This window comes from Streptomyces venezuelae (genome assembly GCF_008642375.1).
Lineage (GTDB): Bacteria > Actinomycetota > Actinomycetes > Streptomycetales > Streptomycetaceae > Streptomyces > Streptomyces venezuelae_G.
In genome coordinates this window covers 5,294,463-5,310,442 of record NZ_CP029194.1, presented here as the reverse complement: position 1 = coordinate 5,310,442, position 15,980 = coordinate 5,294,463, and the positions used below count along the sequence as shown (strand labels likewise).

11 protein-coding genes are annotated in these 15,980 nt (G+C 73.5%); 5 read left to right on the top strand and 6 right to left on the bottom strand.

Going from position 1 to position 15,980, the window contains the following annotated elements:
• Positions 1-27 precede the first annotated feature (27 nt).
• The 3 genes from DEJ46_RS24460 to DEJ46_RS24450 all read right to left on the bottom strand — a co-directional run bounded on the left by DEJ46_RS24460 (position 28) and on the right by DEJ46_RS24450 (position 5,818).
• The gene (locus DEJ46_RS24460) at positions 28-1,560 is read right to left on the bottom strand and encodes a DUF5719 family protein (protein WP_150269673.1); all 1,533 of its coding nucleotides are present in this window, start codon (positions 1,558-1,560) and stop codon (positions 28-30) included.
• The gene (locus tag DEJ46_RS24455; protein WP_150269671.1) at positions 1,557-5,297 is read right to left on the bottom strand and encodes a glycosyltransferase family 2 protein; all 3,741 of its coding nucleotides are present in this window, start codon (positions 5,295-5,297) and stop codon (positions 1,557-1,559) included. The genes DEJ46_RS24460 and DEJ46_RS24455 overlap by 4 nt, the downstream gene beginning before the upstream one ends.
• Before the next feature lie 257 nt (positions 5,298-5,554).
• Positions 5,555-5,818 (bottom strand): WhiB family transcriptional regulator, encoded by a 264-nt coding sequence (locus tag DEJ46_RS24450; RefSeq protein ID WP_015033978.1) that lies wholly within the window; start codon positions 5,816-5,818, stop codon positions 5,555-5,557.
• Between the two features lie 701 nt (positions 5,819-6,519).
• Between DEJ46_RS24450 and DEJ46_RS24440 the strand changes: the two genes are divergently transcribed.
• The 3 genes from DEJ46_RS24440 to DEJ46_RS24430 are packed head-to-tail and all read left to right on the top strand — an operon-like array spanning position 6,520 to position 9,342.
• Complete coding sequence (locus DEJ46_RS24440) at positions 6,520-7,029, top strand: cysteine dioxygenase (RefSeq protein ID WP_150269669.1); 510 nt, start codon at positions 6,520-6,522, stop codon at positions 7,027-7,029.
• Between the two features lie 13 nt (positions 7,030-7,042).
• On the top strand, positions 7,043-8,005 hold the full coding sequence (gene cofD / locus DEJ46_RS24435; RefSeq protein ID WP_150269668.1) for a 2-phospho-L-lactate transferase: 963 nt from the start codon (positions 7,043-7,045) through the stop codon (positions 8,003-8,005).
• The gene (locus DEJ46_RS24430) at positions 8,002-9,342 is read left to right on the top strand and encodes a coenzyme F420-0:L-glutamate ligase (protein ID WP_150269666.1); all 1,341 of its coding nucleotides are present in this window, start codon (positions 8,002-8,004) and stop codon (positions 9,340-9,342) included. The genes cofD and DEJ46_RS24430 overlap by 4 nt, the downstream gene beginning before the upstream one ends.
• Before the next feature lie 50 nt (positions 9,343-9,392).
• Here DEJ46_RS24430 and DEJ46_RS24425 read toward each other — a convergent pair whose 3' ends face one another.
• The 3 genes from DEJ46_RS24425 to DEJ46_RS24415 form a co-directional block, all read right to left on the bottom strand.
• Positions 9,393-10,364 (bottom strand): DNA-3-methyladenine glycosylase family protein, encoded by a 972-nt coding sequence (locus DEJ46_RS24425; protein WP_150269664.1) that lies wholly within the window; start codon positions 10,362-10,364, stop codon positions 9,393-9,395.
• A 380-nt stretch (positions 10,365-10,744) separates the two neighbouring features.
• Complete coding sequence (locus tag DEJ46_RS24420) at positions 10,745-11,827, bottom strand: sugar phosphate nucleotidyltransferase (RefSeq protein ID WP_150269662.1); 1,083 nt, start codon at positions 11,825-11,827, stop codon at positions 10,745-10,747.
• A gap of 104 nt (positions 11,828-11,931) precedes the next feature.
• Positions 11,932-13,320 carry a peptidoglycan recognition protein gene (locus DEJ46_RS24415; RefSeq protein WP_150269660.1) on the bottom strand — a complete coding sequence of 463 codons (1,389 nt, stop codon included), beginning with the start codon at positions 13,318-13,320 and terminating at the stop codon, positions 11,932-11,934.
• Positions 13,321-13,456: 136 nt separating this feature from the next.
• Between DEJ46_RS24415 and DEJ46_RS24410 the strand changes: the two genes are divergently transcribed.
• Both DEJ46_RS24410 and DEJ46_RS24405 read left to right on the top strand, forming a co-directional pair.
• The gene (locus DEJ46_RS24410; protein WP_150269659.1) at positions 13,457-14,209 is read left to right on the top strand and encodes a TIGR03089 family protein; all 753 of its coding nucleotides are present in this window, start codon (positions 13,457-13,459) and stop codon (positions 14,207-14,209) included.
• 326 nt (positions 14,210-14,535) lie between these two features.
• On the top strand, positions 14,536-15,780 hold the full coding sequence (locus DEJ46_RS24405) for an LCP family protein (RefSeq protein ID WP_150269657.1): 1,245 nt from the start codon (positions 14,536-14,538) through the stop codon (positions 15,778-15,780).
• Positions 15,781-15,980: the final 200 nt, after the last annotated feature.

Here is a 15,980-nt window from a genome sequence, read left to right as displayed (position 1 = left end):
CACCCTTGAGGGTCTCCCCCGCCCGGTTCAGTCTCCGAGGACCTTGAGGTCCTGGCGCGCCGACGGGACCTCGACCGTGCCCCGGTCGTCGGCGAGCGGCTGGACCGTGAACATCTGGACGCCGTCCTCCGGCAGCGCGAGCATCCGTGACGCGTACACCTTGCCGCCCGAGACCGGTTCCACGGTCAGCGCGTAGCCGCCCTTGACGCCACCGGGGACCAGGTCGGTCAGGGCCGTCGTCGTGCCCGCCTTGACGGTGACCGTCTTCGACGCCGGCGTCCCGCCCTGCGAGCCCGCCGAGGCCGTGACCTTGACCTGGGCGTCGGAGCCGGTCGCCGTGAGGGCGATCGTCGAGGCCTTGGCCCGGTTGTCGGCGACCGTCGCGCGGGCGGAGATCGCCGCGGTCGCCGGGACGAACGCGATCTCGGTGCTCTCGCCCTTGCCGCGGACCACCTGGAGGGCGGCCACCACCGGGGTCGGCTTCTTCGGGTCGCTCGGGGTGAGCAGCAGGGAGCCCGCCTGGCCCCGGGTGAGGCCCGGCAGGTCGAGGGCGGCCGTCATCCCGGACTTCACGTGCAGGGTGCCGCTGCCCGCGCCCGCGGGGACGATCGTGCCCGTCGGGGTGGCCAGCTGGATCTTGAGGTCGGCGTCGTCGTCGCCCGGGACGAAGGCCACGAGCCGTACGGAGGTCGCGTCGGCCGGGATGCCGGGCAGCACCGCGCTGCTCGCCGGGTCCGCCGCGGCGGCGAGCCAGTCGCTGCCGAGCTTGTCGTCGGCCGCGCCGATCGCCGCGCCGACGCGTCCGCTGCGGGTGGTGACGTGGACGGTGACGTCCCGCTGGGCGGCCTCGCCGGTGAGGGTGGAGAGCAGGACCGGGACCGTGGAGCGGGGCGGCACCGGGATGCCCTCGGTGAACTGGGACTTGAGGACGCCCTCGGGGCCGTACAGCTCGATGTCGGCGACGGCGGCCGTGTCGTCCGGGTTGGTGAGGTGGACGTAGTCCTGGCGCTCCTTGGCGGTGGAGGCCGCCGGGAACCAGAAGTCCGTGTCGGGGGCGCCGCAGGTGAGGCCGAGGAGGCCGCGGGCGCCGCCCGCCGTGACGACGGTGGTCTGCTGGACGGTCCAGCCGGGGGCCAGGGTGCCGGTCGCCGAGCCGGTGAGGGCGGGTACCGCGGCGCCGTTCGCCTCGGCCGTCACGGGCTTGCCGGGGGCGGTGACGGTCGCGGGGGCCTTCGGGGCCTTGGACTTCTTTCCGCCGCCCGAGCCGCCGCCGGGGGTCGCCCCGCTCGCCGCCGGCAGCAGCCGGGCCGTGGGCTGCTCCGCCTTGGTGGCGCCGCCGGCCGAGGCCGTGCCCGCCGGGGTGTACGAGGTGTAGACGGTCTCGGCCACCTCGGAGGTGCTCGGGACCGGGCAGACCAGGCCCGCGCGCTCCACCGGCAGGCGGGTGGGGGCCTTGGCCACGGGGGCCGCCGGGGCGTCCTGGGTGGTCAGGGTGGCGAAGCCGGTGACCGCCGCGAGGGCCGTCGCGACCGCGATCAGGGAGAGGGTCGTGCGCTTCACTGGTTGCTGCTCCCGTCGGGACGCTGCTCGGTCTCGTGACCCTGGGGGTACTCGTACCCGTAGGCGTACGGGTCGTACTGCTGCTGCGGCTGCTGCTGCTCGTACGGGGCCTGCGGGTCGTACTGCTGCTCGTAGCCCTGCTCCGCGTACTGCTGGGGCTGCTGCTGCTCATAGCCCTGCTGGGGGTACGCGTACTGCTGGGGCTGCTGCTGGTACGGGTCCGCCGCGTACTCCTGGTAGTAGCCCTGGTCCGCGTACGGCTGGGCGTGCGTGGCGTCCTGCTGCCCGCCCTGGTCCTGCGTCCGGTCGGCGTGGGCGTAGGCCGGGTCGTACCCGGAGCCGTCCCAGGCCTGTTCCTGGGCCTGTTCCTGGGCCTGTTCGTGCGCCTGGTCCTGGGGGTCGTACGTCTGCTGTTCCGGGATCGGGACGGGGGCCGGTGCGTAGTCCTGGTCGTCCGCACCGGTCTCGGTGGCCTCCGCCTCCGCCGCGGCGCGCAGCCGGCGCGCGCGTCGGCCGTCGCCGTCGGTCGCCTGCGCGGGGATCGCCGGCTCCTCCTCGGGCAGGTCGTCGTCGATCTCGCGGCGGCGGCCCGGCAGGGCGAGGATGAGCAGGACGACGGCGAGGCCGACCTGCGTCCAGGTCCACGCGGAGTGGGTGAGCGGCTGGTTGTACGTGAGGTCGAGGCGGCCGCCCTGGGCGGGGAGCTCGAAGCCCTGGGCCCAGTCGTCGACGGTGGTCCTCGTCAGCTCCTTGCCGTCGAGGGTCGCGGTCCAGCCCTCGTCCGCCCGGTCGGCGATCCGCAGGACGCGGCCCGAGGGGCCGGCGGGAATCTCGGTGTGCGCCTCGACGGGGCCCGCCGCGACGGCGACCGGCTCGGCCGCCGCCTCCTCCTTCGCCGTGTCCCCGTTCTTCGCGGCCGGCGGGACGATCATGATCCGGGCGATCTCGCGGTCCACGCGCCAGAGCGCACTGCCGTCGAGCTGGCTGAGGCGGCTGAGGCCGGGGGTCGCGTCGAGGACGCGGCTCATCTGGCGCGGCGCCCCGTCCCGTACGAGGACGTAGCGGATCGCGTAGCCGCGCAGTTCCCGGGTCTGGTCGGCGCCGGAGCCGGCGACGAGGTGGGCGACGACCTCGTCGAGGCGGGGGGCGGTCTCGGCCGCCGCCGACAGTTCGGCGTCGCCGAGCCGGGCGCCGGAGCCGCGGACCAGGGTGTACGTGACCTCGCCGGGCGAGGTGCTGCCGAGGACGAGGGTGCGGGGCTGGTCGCGGGTGCCGCTCTCCTCGGCGACGAAGGCCGGGACCTGGACCGGGTCGCGCCGGGTCAGCGGGGTGTCCGCGCCGCCGATCATCCAGCCGGCGGCGGCGACGGCCGGGCCGACCGCGCAGGCGAGGGCGATGAGGGCGGCGACGGGCTGGCGCCAGCCGAAGCCGTGGGCCGCGACGCGGGTGCGTCCGCCCTCGGCGCCGATCATGCCCGCCGCGATGAGGGCCGCGCCGTAGACGAGCGTGGCCGGGCCGGCCCAGCCGGTGCCGTCCGCGCCGTTGGAGAGGACCGCGAAGAGCAGTCCCGCGAGGGCTGCCGCCCAGGCGGCGAGGACAGCGAACCTGCGCTCCTCGCGCAGGAGGCCGGCCAGCGCCGCGAGGACGAGGCCGATCAGGAGGAGGCCGCCTGTCGTGCCGGGTCCGCCGGGGCTCGTCGCGAGCAGGTCGAGCGCCGAGGCCGTGCCCGTACGGACGTCGAGGCCTGCCTCGCGCAGGAAGGCCGCGGGGTCGGTGAGCAGGGAGAGCGACCAGGGCGCGAGGGCGAGGATCGGGGTGCCGACGGCCGCGAGGAAGCGGAGCCCGTACGCGGTGATGTCGGAGCGGTGGACGACGAGGACGCCGAGGCCGAGGAGGACCGCGAGCGGCCACACGACCGGGGTGAACGCCGTCGCGAACGTCAGCAGGAAGGCATAGGCCCAGGTCGCGCGCCAGCTGCCGCGGTCGGGCCGGTCGAAGCCGTGGGCCGAGACCGCCGCACGGGCGATCAGCGGGAGCAGGATCGCCAGGACCGCTGTGCCGAGCCGGCCTGTCGCGAGGGCGCCGGTCGCCGCGGGCAGGAACGCGTACGCGACGGCGCCCCAGGCGAGCAGGAGCCTGGACTCGACGATCGGCCGGGCCGCGAAGTACGCGGTGAAGCCGGCCAGCGGGACCGAGCAGACGAGCAGCACCGTCAGCGCCGTCGAGGTGGAGCCGAGGAACAGCGCGGAGAGCGCGGCCAGGACGCCGAGGTACGGCGGTGCCGTCTGGGTGCCGCCCGTACCGATCGCGTGCCAGGCGTCGGCGTACCGCGACCAGAGGTCGGAGACCGTGTCGGGGGTCGGCAGCAGGGCGCCGCCCGCCAGCGAGCCGCCCGCGAAGAGGTTGCGGCAGGCGACGAGGGAGATGAGGAGCAGGAGGCCGAAGAGGACCGGGCCGGGCTTGCGGGCGATCTTCTTGAGCCGGGCGAACTGCTCGATCTCCAGGTAGTCGGCGTCGTCACCGCCCGGTCCCGACTCGACGACGCCGTGGCGGGAGCCGCCCGCGTCCGCCTCCGCGCCGCCGATGTTCGCCGCGAGCTGTTCGACGGCCGCGCGGACCGTCGCGCCCGGCGGCGGGAAGAGCGGGCGGAGTTCGCTCGGCGCGACCGCCGCGTTCTTGCGCCGCTTGCGGGCGGCGAGGATCTTCTCGGGCCGCAGGAGGGTCGCGAGGAGGCCGGTGACCTCGTCGACCGCCTGGCCGGGCACCTTGCCGACGATCGAGGCGAGCGTCCGGATCAGGGTGCTCAGGACGAGTCGCAGGAGGACGTACGGGAGGGCGCGTCCGCGGGTGTTGGCCAGGAGCGCATAGACGGCGCCGGCCTTGTCGACGCGGTGCGGGCTCGCTGCCGTCCGTCCCGCGCAGTCGACCGTGCGGCGCTCGCGGGCGGACGCCTCGGCGTGCCGGAGGACCGCGTCGGGGGCGACGAGGACGCGGTGGCCGGCGGAGTGGGCCCGCCAGCAGAGGTCGACGTCGTCGCGCATGAGGGGCAGGCGGCGGTCGAAGCCGCCGAGCTCCTCGAAGACGTCGCGGCGGACGAGCATGCCGGCGGTGGAGACGGAGAGGACGGGGCGGACCTGGTCGTGCTGGCCCTGGTCCTGCTCGCGTCGGTCGAGACCGGTCCAGCGGCGGCCGGTGTGGGCGATGGAGACGCCGACCTCGAGGAGCTGCTTCCGGTCGTACCAGCCACGCAGCTTGGGGCCGACGACGGCGGCGTACTCGTCGGAGTCGGCGACGCGCAGGAGTTCGGCGAGGGCGCCGGGCTCGGGCGCGCAGTCGTCGTGGAGGAGCCAGAGCCACTGGACCGGTTCGCCGTGCGGGAGTTCGGGGAGGTCGTAGGCGTCGTCGTTCCACGTCCGGCTGACGGGGTCCCAGCCGGAGGGGCGCTTCAGGTACGGCAGGTCCTCGGGTCCCAGGGTGGGGGCCGTGCGGGCGGCCTCCTCGACGGCGGTGCCGAAGCCGGTGCGGCGCGCGAGGTGCAGGACGCGGTCGGCGCCGATGGCCTCGGCGACGAGGCGTGCCGAGTCGTCGGCGCTGCCGGTGTCGGCTGCGACCACGTTCTGCACGGGGCGCTCCTGGGCGAGCAGCCCGGCGAGGGCGTCCGGCAGCCAGCGGGCACCGTCGTGGGTGACGAGCACGGCGGTGACGACGTGTCGCGGAAACTCAGGAGTTGAGGACATCGAGCTACGGGCCCTCCGGCCGGGGTCGCCCGCGGGGGGCGTGGGGTGCGTCTCGGACGGAGGCCCACACTAACGGCTGTGCGCGAGACGGTCCGCCCCTGTGGACAGAGGCCTGTGGACGACGGCCGTGGACAGAACACGCAGAACGGTCCGCCGCCTGTGACGGAGCACAGGGGGCGGACCGTTCGTCATGTCCTGGTGTGCGCGCTTCGGCGCGCGGGGCCCGGAAGGCTTCGGGAGCCGTTCCGTGACCGGGCTCAGACCGCGGCCTTCTTCAGGCGGCGGCGCTCGCGCTCGGAGAGGCCGCCCCAGATGCCGAACCGCTCGTCGTTCTGCAGGGCGTATTCAAGGCACTCGGAGCGGACTTCACAGGCGAGGCAGACCTTCTTGGCCTCGCGGGTCGAGCCGCCCTTCTCGGGGAAGAAGGACTCGGGGTCGGTCTGGGCGCACAGCGCGCGCTCCTGCCAGCCGAGTTCCTCGTCCGCGTCCTCGACCAGCAGTTCCTGGAACAACTCGGTCATGTGCGCCCCTCGTCTGTTCTGTGCGTCCCCGTGATGTGGCCGTTGCCGAACCCGGCCGAACGACACGAGTGAAATTACAAGTTCGTGCTCTGTGCGAGTCAAGCCGAGATCTGCTATTGGGCCTCGTATTCACTCTGCGGAACCAAGCCTATGCGGAAAGTGTTCAAATCACCAAAAACGTGACACATGCCGCCGGCCTGGCCGTACCGCACAGGCCCCTCGCAAGAAAGGACGTCCGAGACTTGGATCTTGTTGCGATCCAGCCATGGAAGCGATCCGGATCACAGTCCGATCACGGAGAGTGGCGATCGAGCCGGGGGCTCGCCGTCTGACGCCGCCATGTTTACGGGCACGGTTGAAGCGCCATCTCTCCTGGTCCGCACCTGAACAAACCTTTCTCCGGGCACTGTAACCGGATGAGGTGAAACATTACCGCCAAATCGGGCATTGGGTTGACAGTCGGGTGCCCTTCCCGCCACCTTTGGTGGCATGCCAGCGACCACTGCGACCGCCGCGACCCACGCCCGTGGGTTCCGCCGCGCTGTCCAGGTCGACTGTTGCTGTTGTTGTTCCAGCTGTTGATGCCGTAGAGCTCCAGCTTCTTCCCCCCAGCGTCACCCAGCGTCACCTTCGTGTCACTTGTGTCACCCCCTCTTCGTGACCCCCACCGCTTCTGTTTCTGCTGAGGAACCTCCCCACCCATGAACATGGACAGCGACCTTCAGATCGCCGGCGACATCCTCGAGGTCCCGCACCTCCTCCAGCCCGAGCGCGCCCACCCCGTCACGGTGGCCGAGTTCGCCGGGCTCGCGCGCTCCATCGCCGACGACCGCTCCCAGTGGGCCCCGTACGTCGAGTACGACGCCACGACCCGCTGGTACCACCGGCTCCGCACCGGCCCCGGCTACGAGGTCTGGCTCCTCTCCTGGGTGCCCGGGCAGGGCAGCGGGCTGCACGACCACGGCGTCTCCTCCGGCGTCCTGACCGTCCTGGACGGCGAGTTGACGGAGCGTACGGACAGGGGCACGCGGACGCTCGCGCCGGGCTCGCAGCGGGTCTTCGCACCGGGGTACGTCCACGAGGTCGTCAACGACTCCCTCGAACCGGCCGTCAGCCTCCACGTCTACTTCCCCGGCCTGACCGAGATGCCGATGCACGAGTCGCTGCAGGCCCAGTGCGCCCCGGCCGCCCCCGAGGTCGTCGTCGCCTGACAGACTGCTGTCCATGCGCATTGTGGTTCTGGCCGGTGGCATCGGTGGTGCCCGCTTCCTTCGCGGCCTCAAGCAGGCCGCTCCCGACGCGGAGATCACGGTCGTCGGCAACACCGGTGACGACATCCATCTCTTCGGGCTGAAGGTCTGCCCCGACCTGGACACGGTGATGTACACCCTCGGCGGTGGCATCAACGAGGAACAGGGCTGGGGCCGCCTCGACGAGTCCTTCACGGTCAAGGAGGAGCTCGCGGCGTACGGCGTCGGACCCGAGTGGTTCGGCCTCGGCGACCGGGACTTCGCGACCCACATCGTCCGCACGCAGATGCTCGGCGCGGGCTTCCCGCTGAGCGCCGTCACCGAGGCGCTGTGCGCCCGCTGGCAGCCGGGCGTGCGGCTGCTCCCGATGTCCGACGACCGCGTCGAGACGCACGTCGCGATCGAGGTCGACGGCGAGCAGAAGGCCGTGCACTTCCAGGAGTACTGGGTGAAGCTGCGCGCCTCCGTGGACGCGAAGGCCGTCGTGCCGGTCGGCGCGGAGGCGGCGAAGCCCGCGCCGGGCGTCCTCGACGCGATCGCCGAGGCGGACGTCGTCCTCTTCCCGCCGTCCAACCCCGTGGTGAGCGTCGGGACGATCCTGGCCGTGCCCGGGATCCGCGAGGCGATCGTCGCCGCCGCGGCCTCCGGGACGCCGGTCGTGGGCCTCTCCCCCATCGTCGGCGACGCGCCCGTGCGGGGCATGGCCGACAAGGTGCTCGCGGCGGTGGGCGTGGAGTCCACGGCGACGGCGGTCGCCCTGCACTACGGCTCCGAACTCGTCGGCGGCTGGCTCGTGGACACCGTGGACGCTGGCGCCGTGGCGGACGTCGAGGCGGCGGGCATCCGCTGCCGGGCGGTGCCGCTGATGATGACGGACGTGGAGGCGACGGCCGCGATGGCGCGTGAGGCGCTGGCGCTCGCCGAGGAGCTGCGGTGACGACTGCCGCCGGGGCGGCTCGGGAGGCGGGGGCTCCCGAGGCTCCTTCGTACCGGGTCTGGGCATTGGGCGGGCTGCCCGAGGTGGCCGCCGGGGACGATCTGGCCAAGCTGATCGCCTCCGTCTCGCCCGGCCTCGTCGACGGGGACGTCCTCCTCGTCACCTCCAAGATCGTGAGCAAGGCCGAGGGGCGCGTGGTCGCCGCCGACGACCGCGAGGAGGCCATAGACGCCGAGACGGTACGGGTGGTGGCGCGGCGCGGCACCCTGCGGATCGTCGAGAACCGGCAGGGCCTCGTCATGGCCGCTGCCGGGGTGGACGCCTCCAACACCCCTCCCGGGACGGTGCTGTTGCTGCCGGAGGACCCCGACGCCTCGGCGCGGCACATCCGTTCGGGGCTGCGGGAGGCGCTCGGCGTCGACGTCGGGGTCGTCGTCACGGACACCTTCGGGCGGCCCTGGCGTACCGGCCTCACCGACGTCGCGATCGGCGCGGCGGGGGTGCGGGTCCTCGACGACCTCCGCGGCGGGACCGACGCGCAGGGCAATCCGCTGAGCGCGACCGTGGTCGCCACCGCCGACGAACTCGCCGCCGCGGGCGACCTGGTGAAAGGCAAGGCCGAAGGGCTGCCGGTCGCCGTCGTCCGCGGTCTGCGGCACGTCGTCGCCGGGGACGAGGAGCCGGGGGCGCGGGCGCTCGTGCGCGTCGCCGCCGACGACATGTTCCGGCTCGGGACGTCGGAGGCGGTACGGGAGGCGGTGACGCTGCGGCGGACCGTACGGGAGTTCACCGACGAGCCCGTCGACCCGGGCGCGGTCCGGCGAGCGGTCGCCGCGGCCGTGACGGCGCCGGCCCCGCACCACACCACCCCCTGGCGGTTCGTGCTGCTCGAGTCGCCGGAGTCGCGGACGCGGCTGCTCGACGCGATGCGGGACGCGTGGGTCGAGGACCTGCGGCGGGACGGGAAGTCCGAGGAGTCGGTGGCCAAGCGGGTGCGGCGCGGGGACGTCCTGCGCAACGCCCCGTATCTGGCGGTGCCGTGCCTCGTCATGGACGGCGCCCACCACTACGGCGACCCGCGCCGGGACGCCGCCGAGCGCGAGATGTTCGTGGTCGCGGCGGGCGCGGGGGTCCAGAACTTCCTGGTGGCGCTCGCGGGTGAGCGGCTGGGCTCGGCGTGGGTGTCGTCGACGATGTTCTGCCGGGACGTCGTACGGGACGTCCTCGGGCTGCCGGAGGGCTGGGACCCGATGGGCGCGGTGGCGATCGGGCATGCGGCGGGGCCGCCGAAGGAGCGGCCGGGGCGGATCGCGGCGGAGTTCGTCGAGGTGCGCTGAGGCGGTGCGGGGGCGGGGCTGAGGCGGGGCCGGGGCGGGGCTGAGCCTCGTCAGAGGCGCGTGATGTTGCCCGGCGTCATGCGGGGTGCCCTGCGGGGCGGGACTCGGCCGCTGAGGAGGACCAGGCGGGCCGCCCGGTGGCGCTGGCCCTCGTACGGGGCCAGGAGCTCCAGCATCGCCTCGTCGTCGGTCGTGCGGTCGCCCGCGAGGGCCCAGCCGACGATGCCCGGGAGGTGGAGGTCGCCGGTGGTGACCTCGTCCGGCGCACCGTTGCTGCGCTGGACCGTCTCGGCGCTCGTCCAGGGGCCGATGCCGGGGATCAGCTCCAGGCGCTCGCGGGCCGCCGGCGGGGTCATGTGCGCGGCCTCCTCCAGGCGGGCCGCGACCCGCGCCGCGCGGACGATCGTCGCCGCGCGCTTGCCGTCGACGTTCGCCCGGTGCCACTCCCAGGACGGGATCTGGGTCCATGTCCGGGCGTCGGGCATCGCGTACATGCCGTCGGGGGCGGGGCCGGGGGCGGGCTCGCCGAACTTCCGTACGAGCAGGCGCCAGGCGCCGTACGCCTCCGTCGTCGTGACCTTCTGCTCCAGGACCGTCGGGATCAGCGACTCCAGGACCAGGCCCGTGCGCGTCAGGCGGAGGCCGGGGCGGCGGCGGTGGGTCGCCAGGAGGAGCTTGTGGCGGGGGACGAATGCCGACGGGTCGTCCTCGGCGCCGAGGAGGGCCGGGAGGCGGTCCAGGAGCCAGGTCGCGCCCGCGCCCCAGGCCTCGGCCTCGGCCTTGCCGTCGCGGACGGCCACGCGGAGGGTGCCGGGGCCGTCGGGGGTGCGGCTGGCCCGCCAGACCGAGCCGTCGGGGGTCACGCGGAAGGTGGGGTCGGCGGGGCCGCGGCGGAGGGGGCCGAGGGTGAGGCCTAGGTCTACGGGGGCGTCGGGGGTCTCGGGGGGTGTTGGTACGGGGACGTGGCCGCCGCGCACGGTGGTGCGGGTGGGGTGGGTGGGGGGTGGGAAGCGGCCGGCCATGGTTACGAGCGTAGCCGGGGCGCGGGCGGGGGTTTGGGGGTTGGCCTGTGCGGGTCCGCGTGCGGGGCTTGGCGCGAGGCCCGCGCGGGTCCGGCGTGGTGCTGTGCGGGTCCTGGGGGTGGACGAGCAGGGGGCGGGCATCGCCCTGGGGGCGTTGTGCCCACCCGTTCCGCCCCGGCGGAACGCATGCCCACAACGGGGGGCGGCAGGCCCGGCGCGGGGCGCGGAAGCGCGGGGCGCGGAAGCGCGGGGCGCGGAAGCGCGGGGCGCGGAAGCGCGGGGCGCGGAAGCGCGGGGCGCGGAAGCGCGGGGCGCGGAAGCGCGGGGCGCGGAAGCGCGGGGCGCGGAAGCCGGGCCCCATTTGGGGCCCGGCCTTTGGATTACTGGTCCGAGGAGAAGCGGACCGCGTTGGCGGGAAGGGTGGTGTCGCACCAGATTCTGATGCCGTCCCGGAGTTCGTTGTCCGGGCCCACCTGGGCGCCGTCGCCGATCACCGCGCCCGTGAGGACCGTACGGGCTCCGATGCGGGCGCCCGCGCCGACGAGGGAGTCGGTGATCACCGCGCCCGGTTCGACGACCGCGCCCGCCAGGATGGTGGAGCCCGTGATGCGCGCGCCCTCGCCGACCACCGCGTCCGCGCCGATGACCGTGCCGCCGGTCAGCTTGGTGTCCGGGGCCACCCGGGCCGACGGGAGGACCAGGCGGTCGCCGCAGCGGCCCGGGACCGCCGGGGAGGGGGCGCGGCCGAGGACCAGGTCGGCGGAGCCTCGGACGAAGGCCTGCGGGGTACCGAGGTCCAGCCAGTACGTGGAGTCGACCATGCCCTGGAGGTGGGCTCCGGAGGAGAGGAGTTCCGGGAAGGTTTCGCGCTCGACCGAGACCGGGCGGCCGGTGGGGATCGTGTCGATGACCGAGCGGCGGAAGACGTACGCGCCCGCGTTGATCTGGTCGGTGACGATTTCCTCGGGCGTCTGCGGCTTCTCCAGGAAGGCTGTGACGCGGCCTGTGGCGTCGGTGGGGACCAGGCCGAAGGCGCGCGGGTCCTCGACGCGGGTGAGGTGGAGCGAGACGTCCGCGCCGGAGGAGGCGTGGGTGTCGACGAGCGCCCGGATGTCGAGGCCCGTGAGGATGTCGCCGTTGAAGATCAGGACCGGCTCGTCCGGGCCCGAGTGGAGGCGCGACGCGACGTTGCGTATCGCGCCGCCGGTGCCGAGCGGCTCCTCCTCCGTGACGTACTCGATGCTCAGGCCGAGGTCGGAGCCGTCGCCGAAGTGCGGCTCGAAGACCTCGGCCAGATAGGAGGTGGCGAGCACGATGTGCTCGACGCCGGCCGCGCGGGCGCGGGCCAGCTGGTGCGTCAGGAAGGGGACGCCCGCCGCCGGGACCATGGGTTTCGGCGTGTTGACCGTGAGGGGCCGCAGCCTCGTGCCCTTGCCACCGACCAGGAGGATCGCTTCAGTCACCTTGTCGTCTCTGCTTCCTGTTCGGGGCCGGTCCGCCCGCCCGTCTCGGTCGTCCGTGCTATGTGACCGGTCAGTTTATGCGGATGGTTGCCCGGCTGACCCCATCAGCGCCTCCCCTGATACTTCGCCGAGGTCGTCCTGGCCGTGCCGAGCTTGCCGTACAGGCGTGCGCCGGGGCATGCAGTGGCGAATCCGTCACGGTGTCCGGCGATGGTGCGCAGCTTGACCTTCGTGCCCTTCTTGTACAGGTTTCCGCCTCCCGAGGTCAGGTACGTCGTGCTGTTCGGGTTCACCCCGTGCAGCCCCAGTTTCCAGGCCGTCAGCCGGGCGACTGCGGTGAGCACGGCGGCCGGCGGAGTGCTCTTGTCGTAGCTGCCGAGGACGGCGACGCCCATGCTGTTGGTGTTGAAGCCGAGGGTGTGCGCGCCGAGGACGGGTTTGGCCACGCCCCCCGCACGGCCTTCGTAGATGGTGCCGCACTTGTCGATGGCGAAGTTGTAGCCGAAGTCCCGCCATCCACTGCTCTGGACGTGGTAGCGGTAGATACTGCGCAGGACGGAGGGTGCCTGGCGGCACGTGTAGTTGTTGCCCGTCGCGCTGTGGTGGACGAAGGCCGCCTTGATGCTCTTCGTGTAGACGAAGCCCTTCTCGCGGAGCTTCTCGTCCGCTCCCCAGCCCTTGCGCGTGATGATCTTGGGGCGGGGGCCGATGTACGGCTTCGCGGGGGCCGCCGCGACGGGGGTGACCTTCGCCGGTTCCGCCGGCCTTGCCGGGGCGAAGATCTCCGGGAAGTGGCGGAACGTCACTTCCGTCGCCTCCTTCGACAGCGCCGGGATCCAGGCCGCGCCGTACGGCGCCAGCTGCGAGTTGACCGCGCTGGCCGCCGCCTCCGCCGCCGTCGGGCCGTCCGGGGCGGCCGCCGTACGGACCTGGGGGACCGCGTCGCCCGGGTCGGTGCCCGGGTGGACCAGTTCGAGGCGGAGGCCCTCCGGGAGCTGCTCCTCGCCCCGTACGCGGATCTCGACGCCGTCCGAGTCGCCCACCCACAGCGGTGCCGTGGAGCCCTTGAGCGCCCGGCCGGCGCCCTCCGTGGTCTCCGGGTCGGCGCCGTGCTCGTCGTTGTGGGTCTCCACGTCCTGCCACGGCGACCAGGCCCCGCCGCCCGTGGCCCGGGTGCGGACCTGCACCGTGCCGTGCAGCGCGGCCACCGGGTCGTCCCAGACGACGCCGAGGAGGGAGAACGGTCTGACGTCGCGTCGGGCCAGGCCCCGCTCCGCCGGATCGGAGCCGGCTCTGCCGCCGAATCCGCGTACGGACCCGTGCAGGGGCTCGAGCGGCAGCGACTGGGTGGAGCCGGGCAGCCGCTCGGGCCCCGGTGGCAGCGCGACGGCCTCCGGTGGCGCCGTGGCCGCCGCGGGTGCGGCGAGGGAGACCGGCAGGGCGAGCACCGCCGCGCAGGTGACGGCGATCGAGGTGGCGAGTGAGGCACGCATGGGCCGATCGTGCGTATCCCCGGCGCGTTCCGCGCGCCGGGAATCCGCGCGGAAATTGACGGACCGTCGGGCCGACCGGTGGACGGCGTCACCGGTACGGAGGACCGCGCGCGCCCGCCCGCGTACGCTGTCCGGCGTGAACGCCAGCGACCGCACCCCCGCCGACCTGCTGCGATCCGCGCTCGCCGCGGACCCCGCCCGCCCCTTGGTCACTTTCTACGACGACGCCACCGGTGAGCGCGTGGAATTGTCCGTCGCCACCTTCGCCAATTGGGTGGCCAAGACGGCGAACCTCCTCCAGGGCGAGCTGTCCGCCGCGCCGGGCGACCGGCTCGCGCTGCTGCTGCCCGCGCACTGGCAGACGGCCGTCTGGCTGCTCGCCTGCTCCTCCGTCGGGGTGGTCGTCGAGGCCGGCGGCGATCCCGCCGACGCCGATGTCGTGGTCGCGGGGCCGGAGACGCTGGAGGCGGGTCTCGCCTGCTCCGGCGAGCGGATCGCGCTCTCGCTGGCGCCGCTGGGCCGCCGCTTCCCCGCCCCGCCCGCCGGGTACGCGGACTACGCGGTCGAGGTGCCGAGCCAGGGCGACCGGTTCGCGCCGTTCGTACCGGTGGACCCGGAGGCTCCGGCCCTCGTCGTCGACGGTACGGAACGCAGCGGCGAGCAGCTCGTCGAGCAGGCCCGCGTGGACGCGGCGGCCCTCGGCCTCACCCCCGGCTCCCGGCTGCTCTCCGGTCTCGGCTACGACGGCTGGGAGGGACTCTCGACCGGGCTGTACGCGCCCCTCGCGGCCGGCGCCTCGGTGGTCCTGTGCCGGAACCTGGACCGGCTCACGCCCGAGGCCCTGGAGAAGCGCGTGGAGAGCGAGCGGGTGACCCACACCGCGCTCTGACGGCTGCCGGCGAGTGACAGCGGCCACCCGCCCGCCCTCAGGAAGGCCACCCACCCCAGCCCCGACGCCCGTCGATCCGCTCCTGGCGTGCGCCCCCACCGACCTGGGCGCCGCCCGACACGCAGGACCCCGGGCCCCGCCCGACTCGCAGGACCCCATTCGGCGTAGTCGCGCGCCGAGTCCCCGCGTCCCCGCGCCGACTCCGGTACATGATCGGCCGAGGGGGAATCGCCTCCTTCCGCACAACCATGCGTCGGGTTCGGCCGTCTCCTTCCATGACCGGTGGCCGCCGGGCGCGCCGCCGACGCCTCGAAGGACGGACTGACGTGACGGACCGTGCTGGCACGCCCGCCGAACCGGACCCCCCGGCGGAGGAAGACGCGGCGCCCGGTGCTCCGGAGGAGCCGCGCAAGCGCCACTGGCTGCGGTGGACGGCCCTCGGGCTCTCGGCCGTGGTGCTGATCGCGGCCGGGGTCGGCTGGTGGTTCTACCGGAAGCTCGACGGCAACATCACCACGGACACGACGGCCGCCGCCGAGCTGCGGAAGTACGAGAAGGAGCGGCCGACGGCGGGCGCCACCGCCGCCAGGAACATCCTGCTCATCGGCTCGGACACCCGGACCGGCGAGGGGAACCGCAAGTACGGCAAGGACAAGGGCACCGAGCGCTCCGACACGACGATCCTGCTGCACCTCTCGGCGGAGAAGTCGAGCGCGACGGCCGTCTCCCTCCCCCGCGACCTGATGGTGACGATCCCGAGCTGCACCAAGGCCGACGGGACCCGCACCCGCGAGCAGTTCGCGCAGTTCAACTTCGCCTTCGAGTTCGGTGGTACGGCGTGCACGATCCGTACCGTCGAGAAGCTGACCGGGATCCGCGTCGACAACCACATGGTGATCGACTTCCGGGGCTTCAAGAAGATGGTCGACGCCGTGGACGGGGTGGAGGTCTGCCTCAAGGAGCCCGTCGACGACGCCGACGCCAAGCTGAAGCTGCCCGCGGGGCGCCAGACGCTCCGCGGCGAGCAGGCGCTCGGCTTTGTACGGGCCAGGAAGTCCATCGGCAACGGCAGCGACACGGAACGCATGGACCGGCAGCAGCAGTTCCTCGGCGCGCTCGTCAACAAGGTGCAGAGCGACGGGGTGCTGCTGAACCCGACCAAGCTCTACCCGGTCCTGGACGCGGCCACGAAGGCGATCACGACCGACCCGGGGCTCGACTCGCTGCGGGACCTGTACGACCTGGCGCGTGCGATGCGGTCGGTCCCGACGGAGAAGGTGCAGTTCCTCACGGTGCCGCGCCGCCCGTACACGTATGACGCGAATCGGGACGAACTGGTACAGCCGGCGGCGAGTCAACTCTTCCGCCAGCTAAGGGAGGACAAGCCCGTCCTCGTCACTCCGCACTCCGAGGAGGAGAACGGCGGGAGCGGTGACGGGAGCGGCGGGACAGGCGGTGTGACCGGCGGCGGAGCAGGCGGCGACGGGAAGCCCGACGACGCCGACACCCCGACGCCGTCCACGACTCCGACCTTCACCGGCCGGAACGCGGCGGAGGGCGTGTGCACCTAGGAGCGTCACGGACGCGATGAGTAAAGGGCGTCCCAAGGGGAGGGCAGGGTCGGATGAGGTTTGAGCAAATTGCCCGGTTGTAAGGGGCGTGGAATTTGTCACTGACGTCGCCCCACGTTGAACTGGGCGGATAGTGTGACGCGATCCGGTGCACCCCGACCGTGTGGTCGTCGCACTCACCAAGGATCGAACGACCGAGA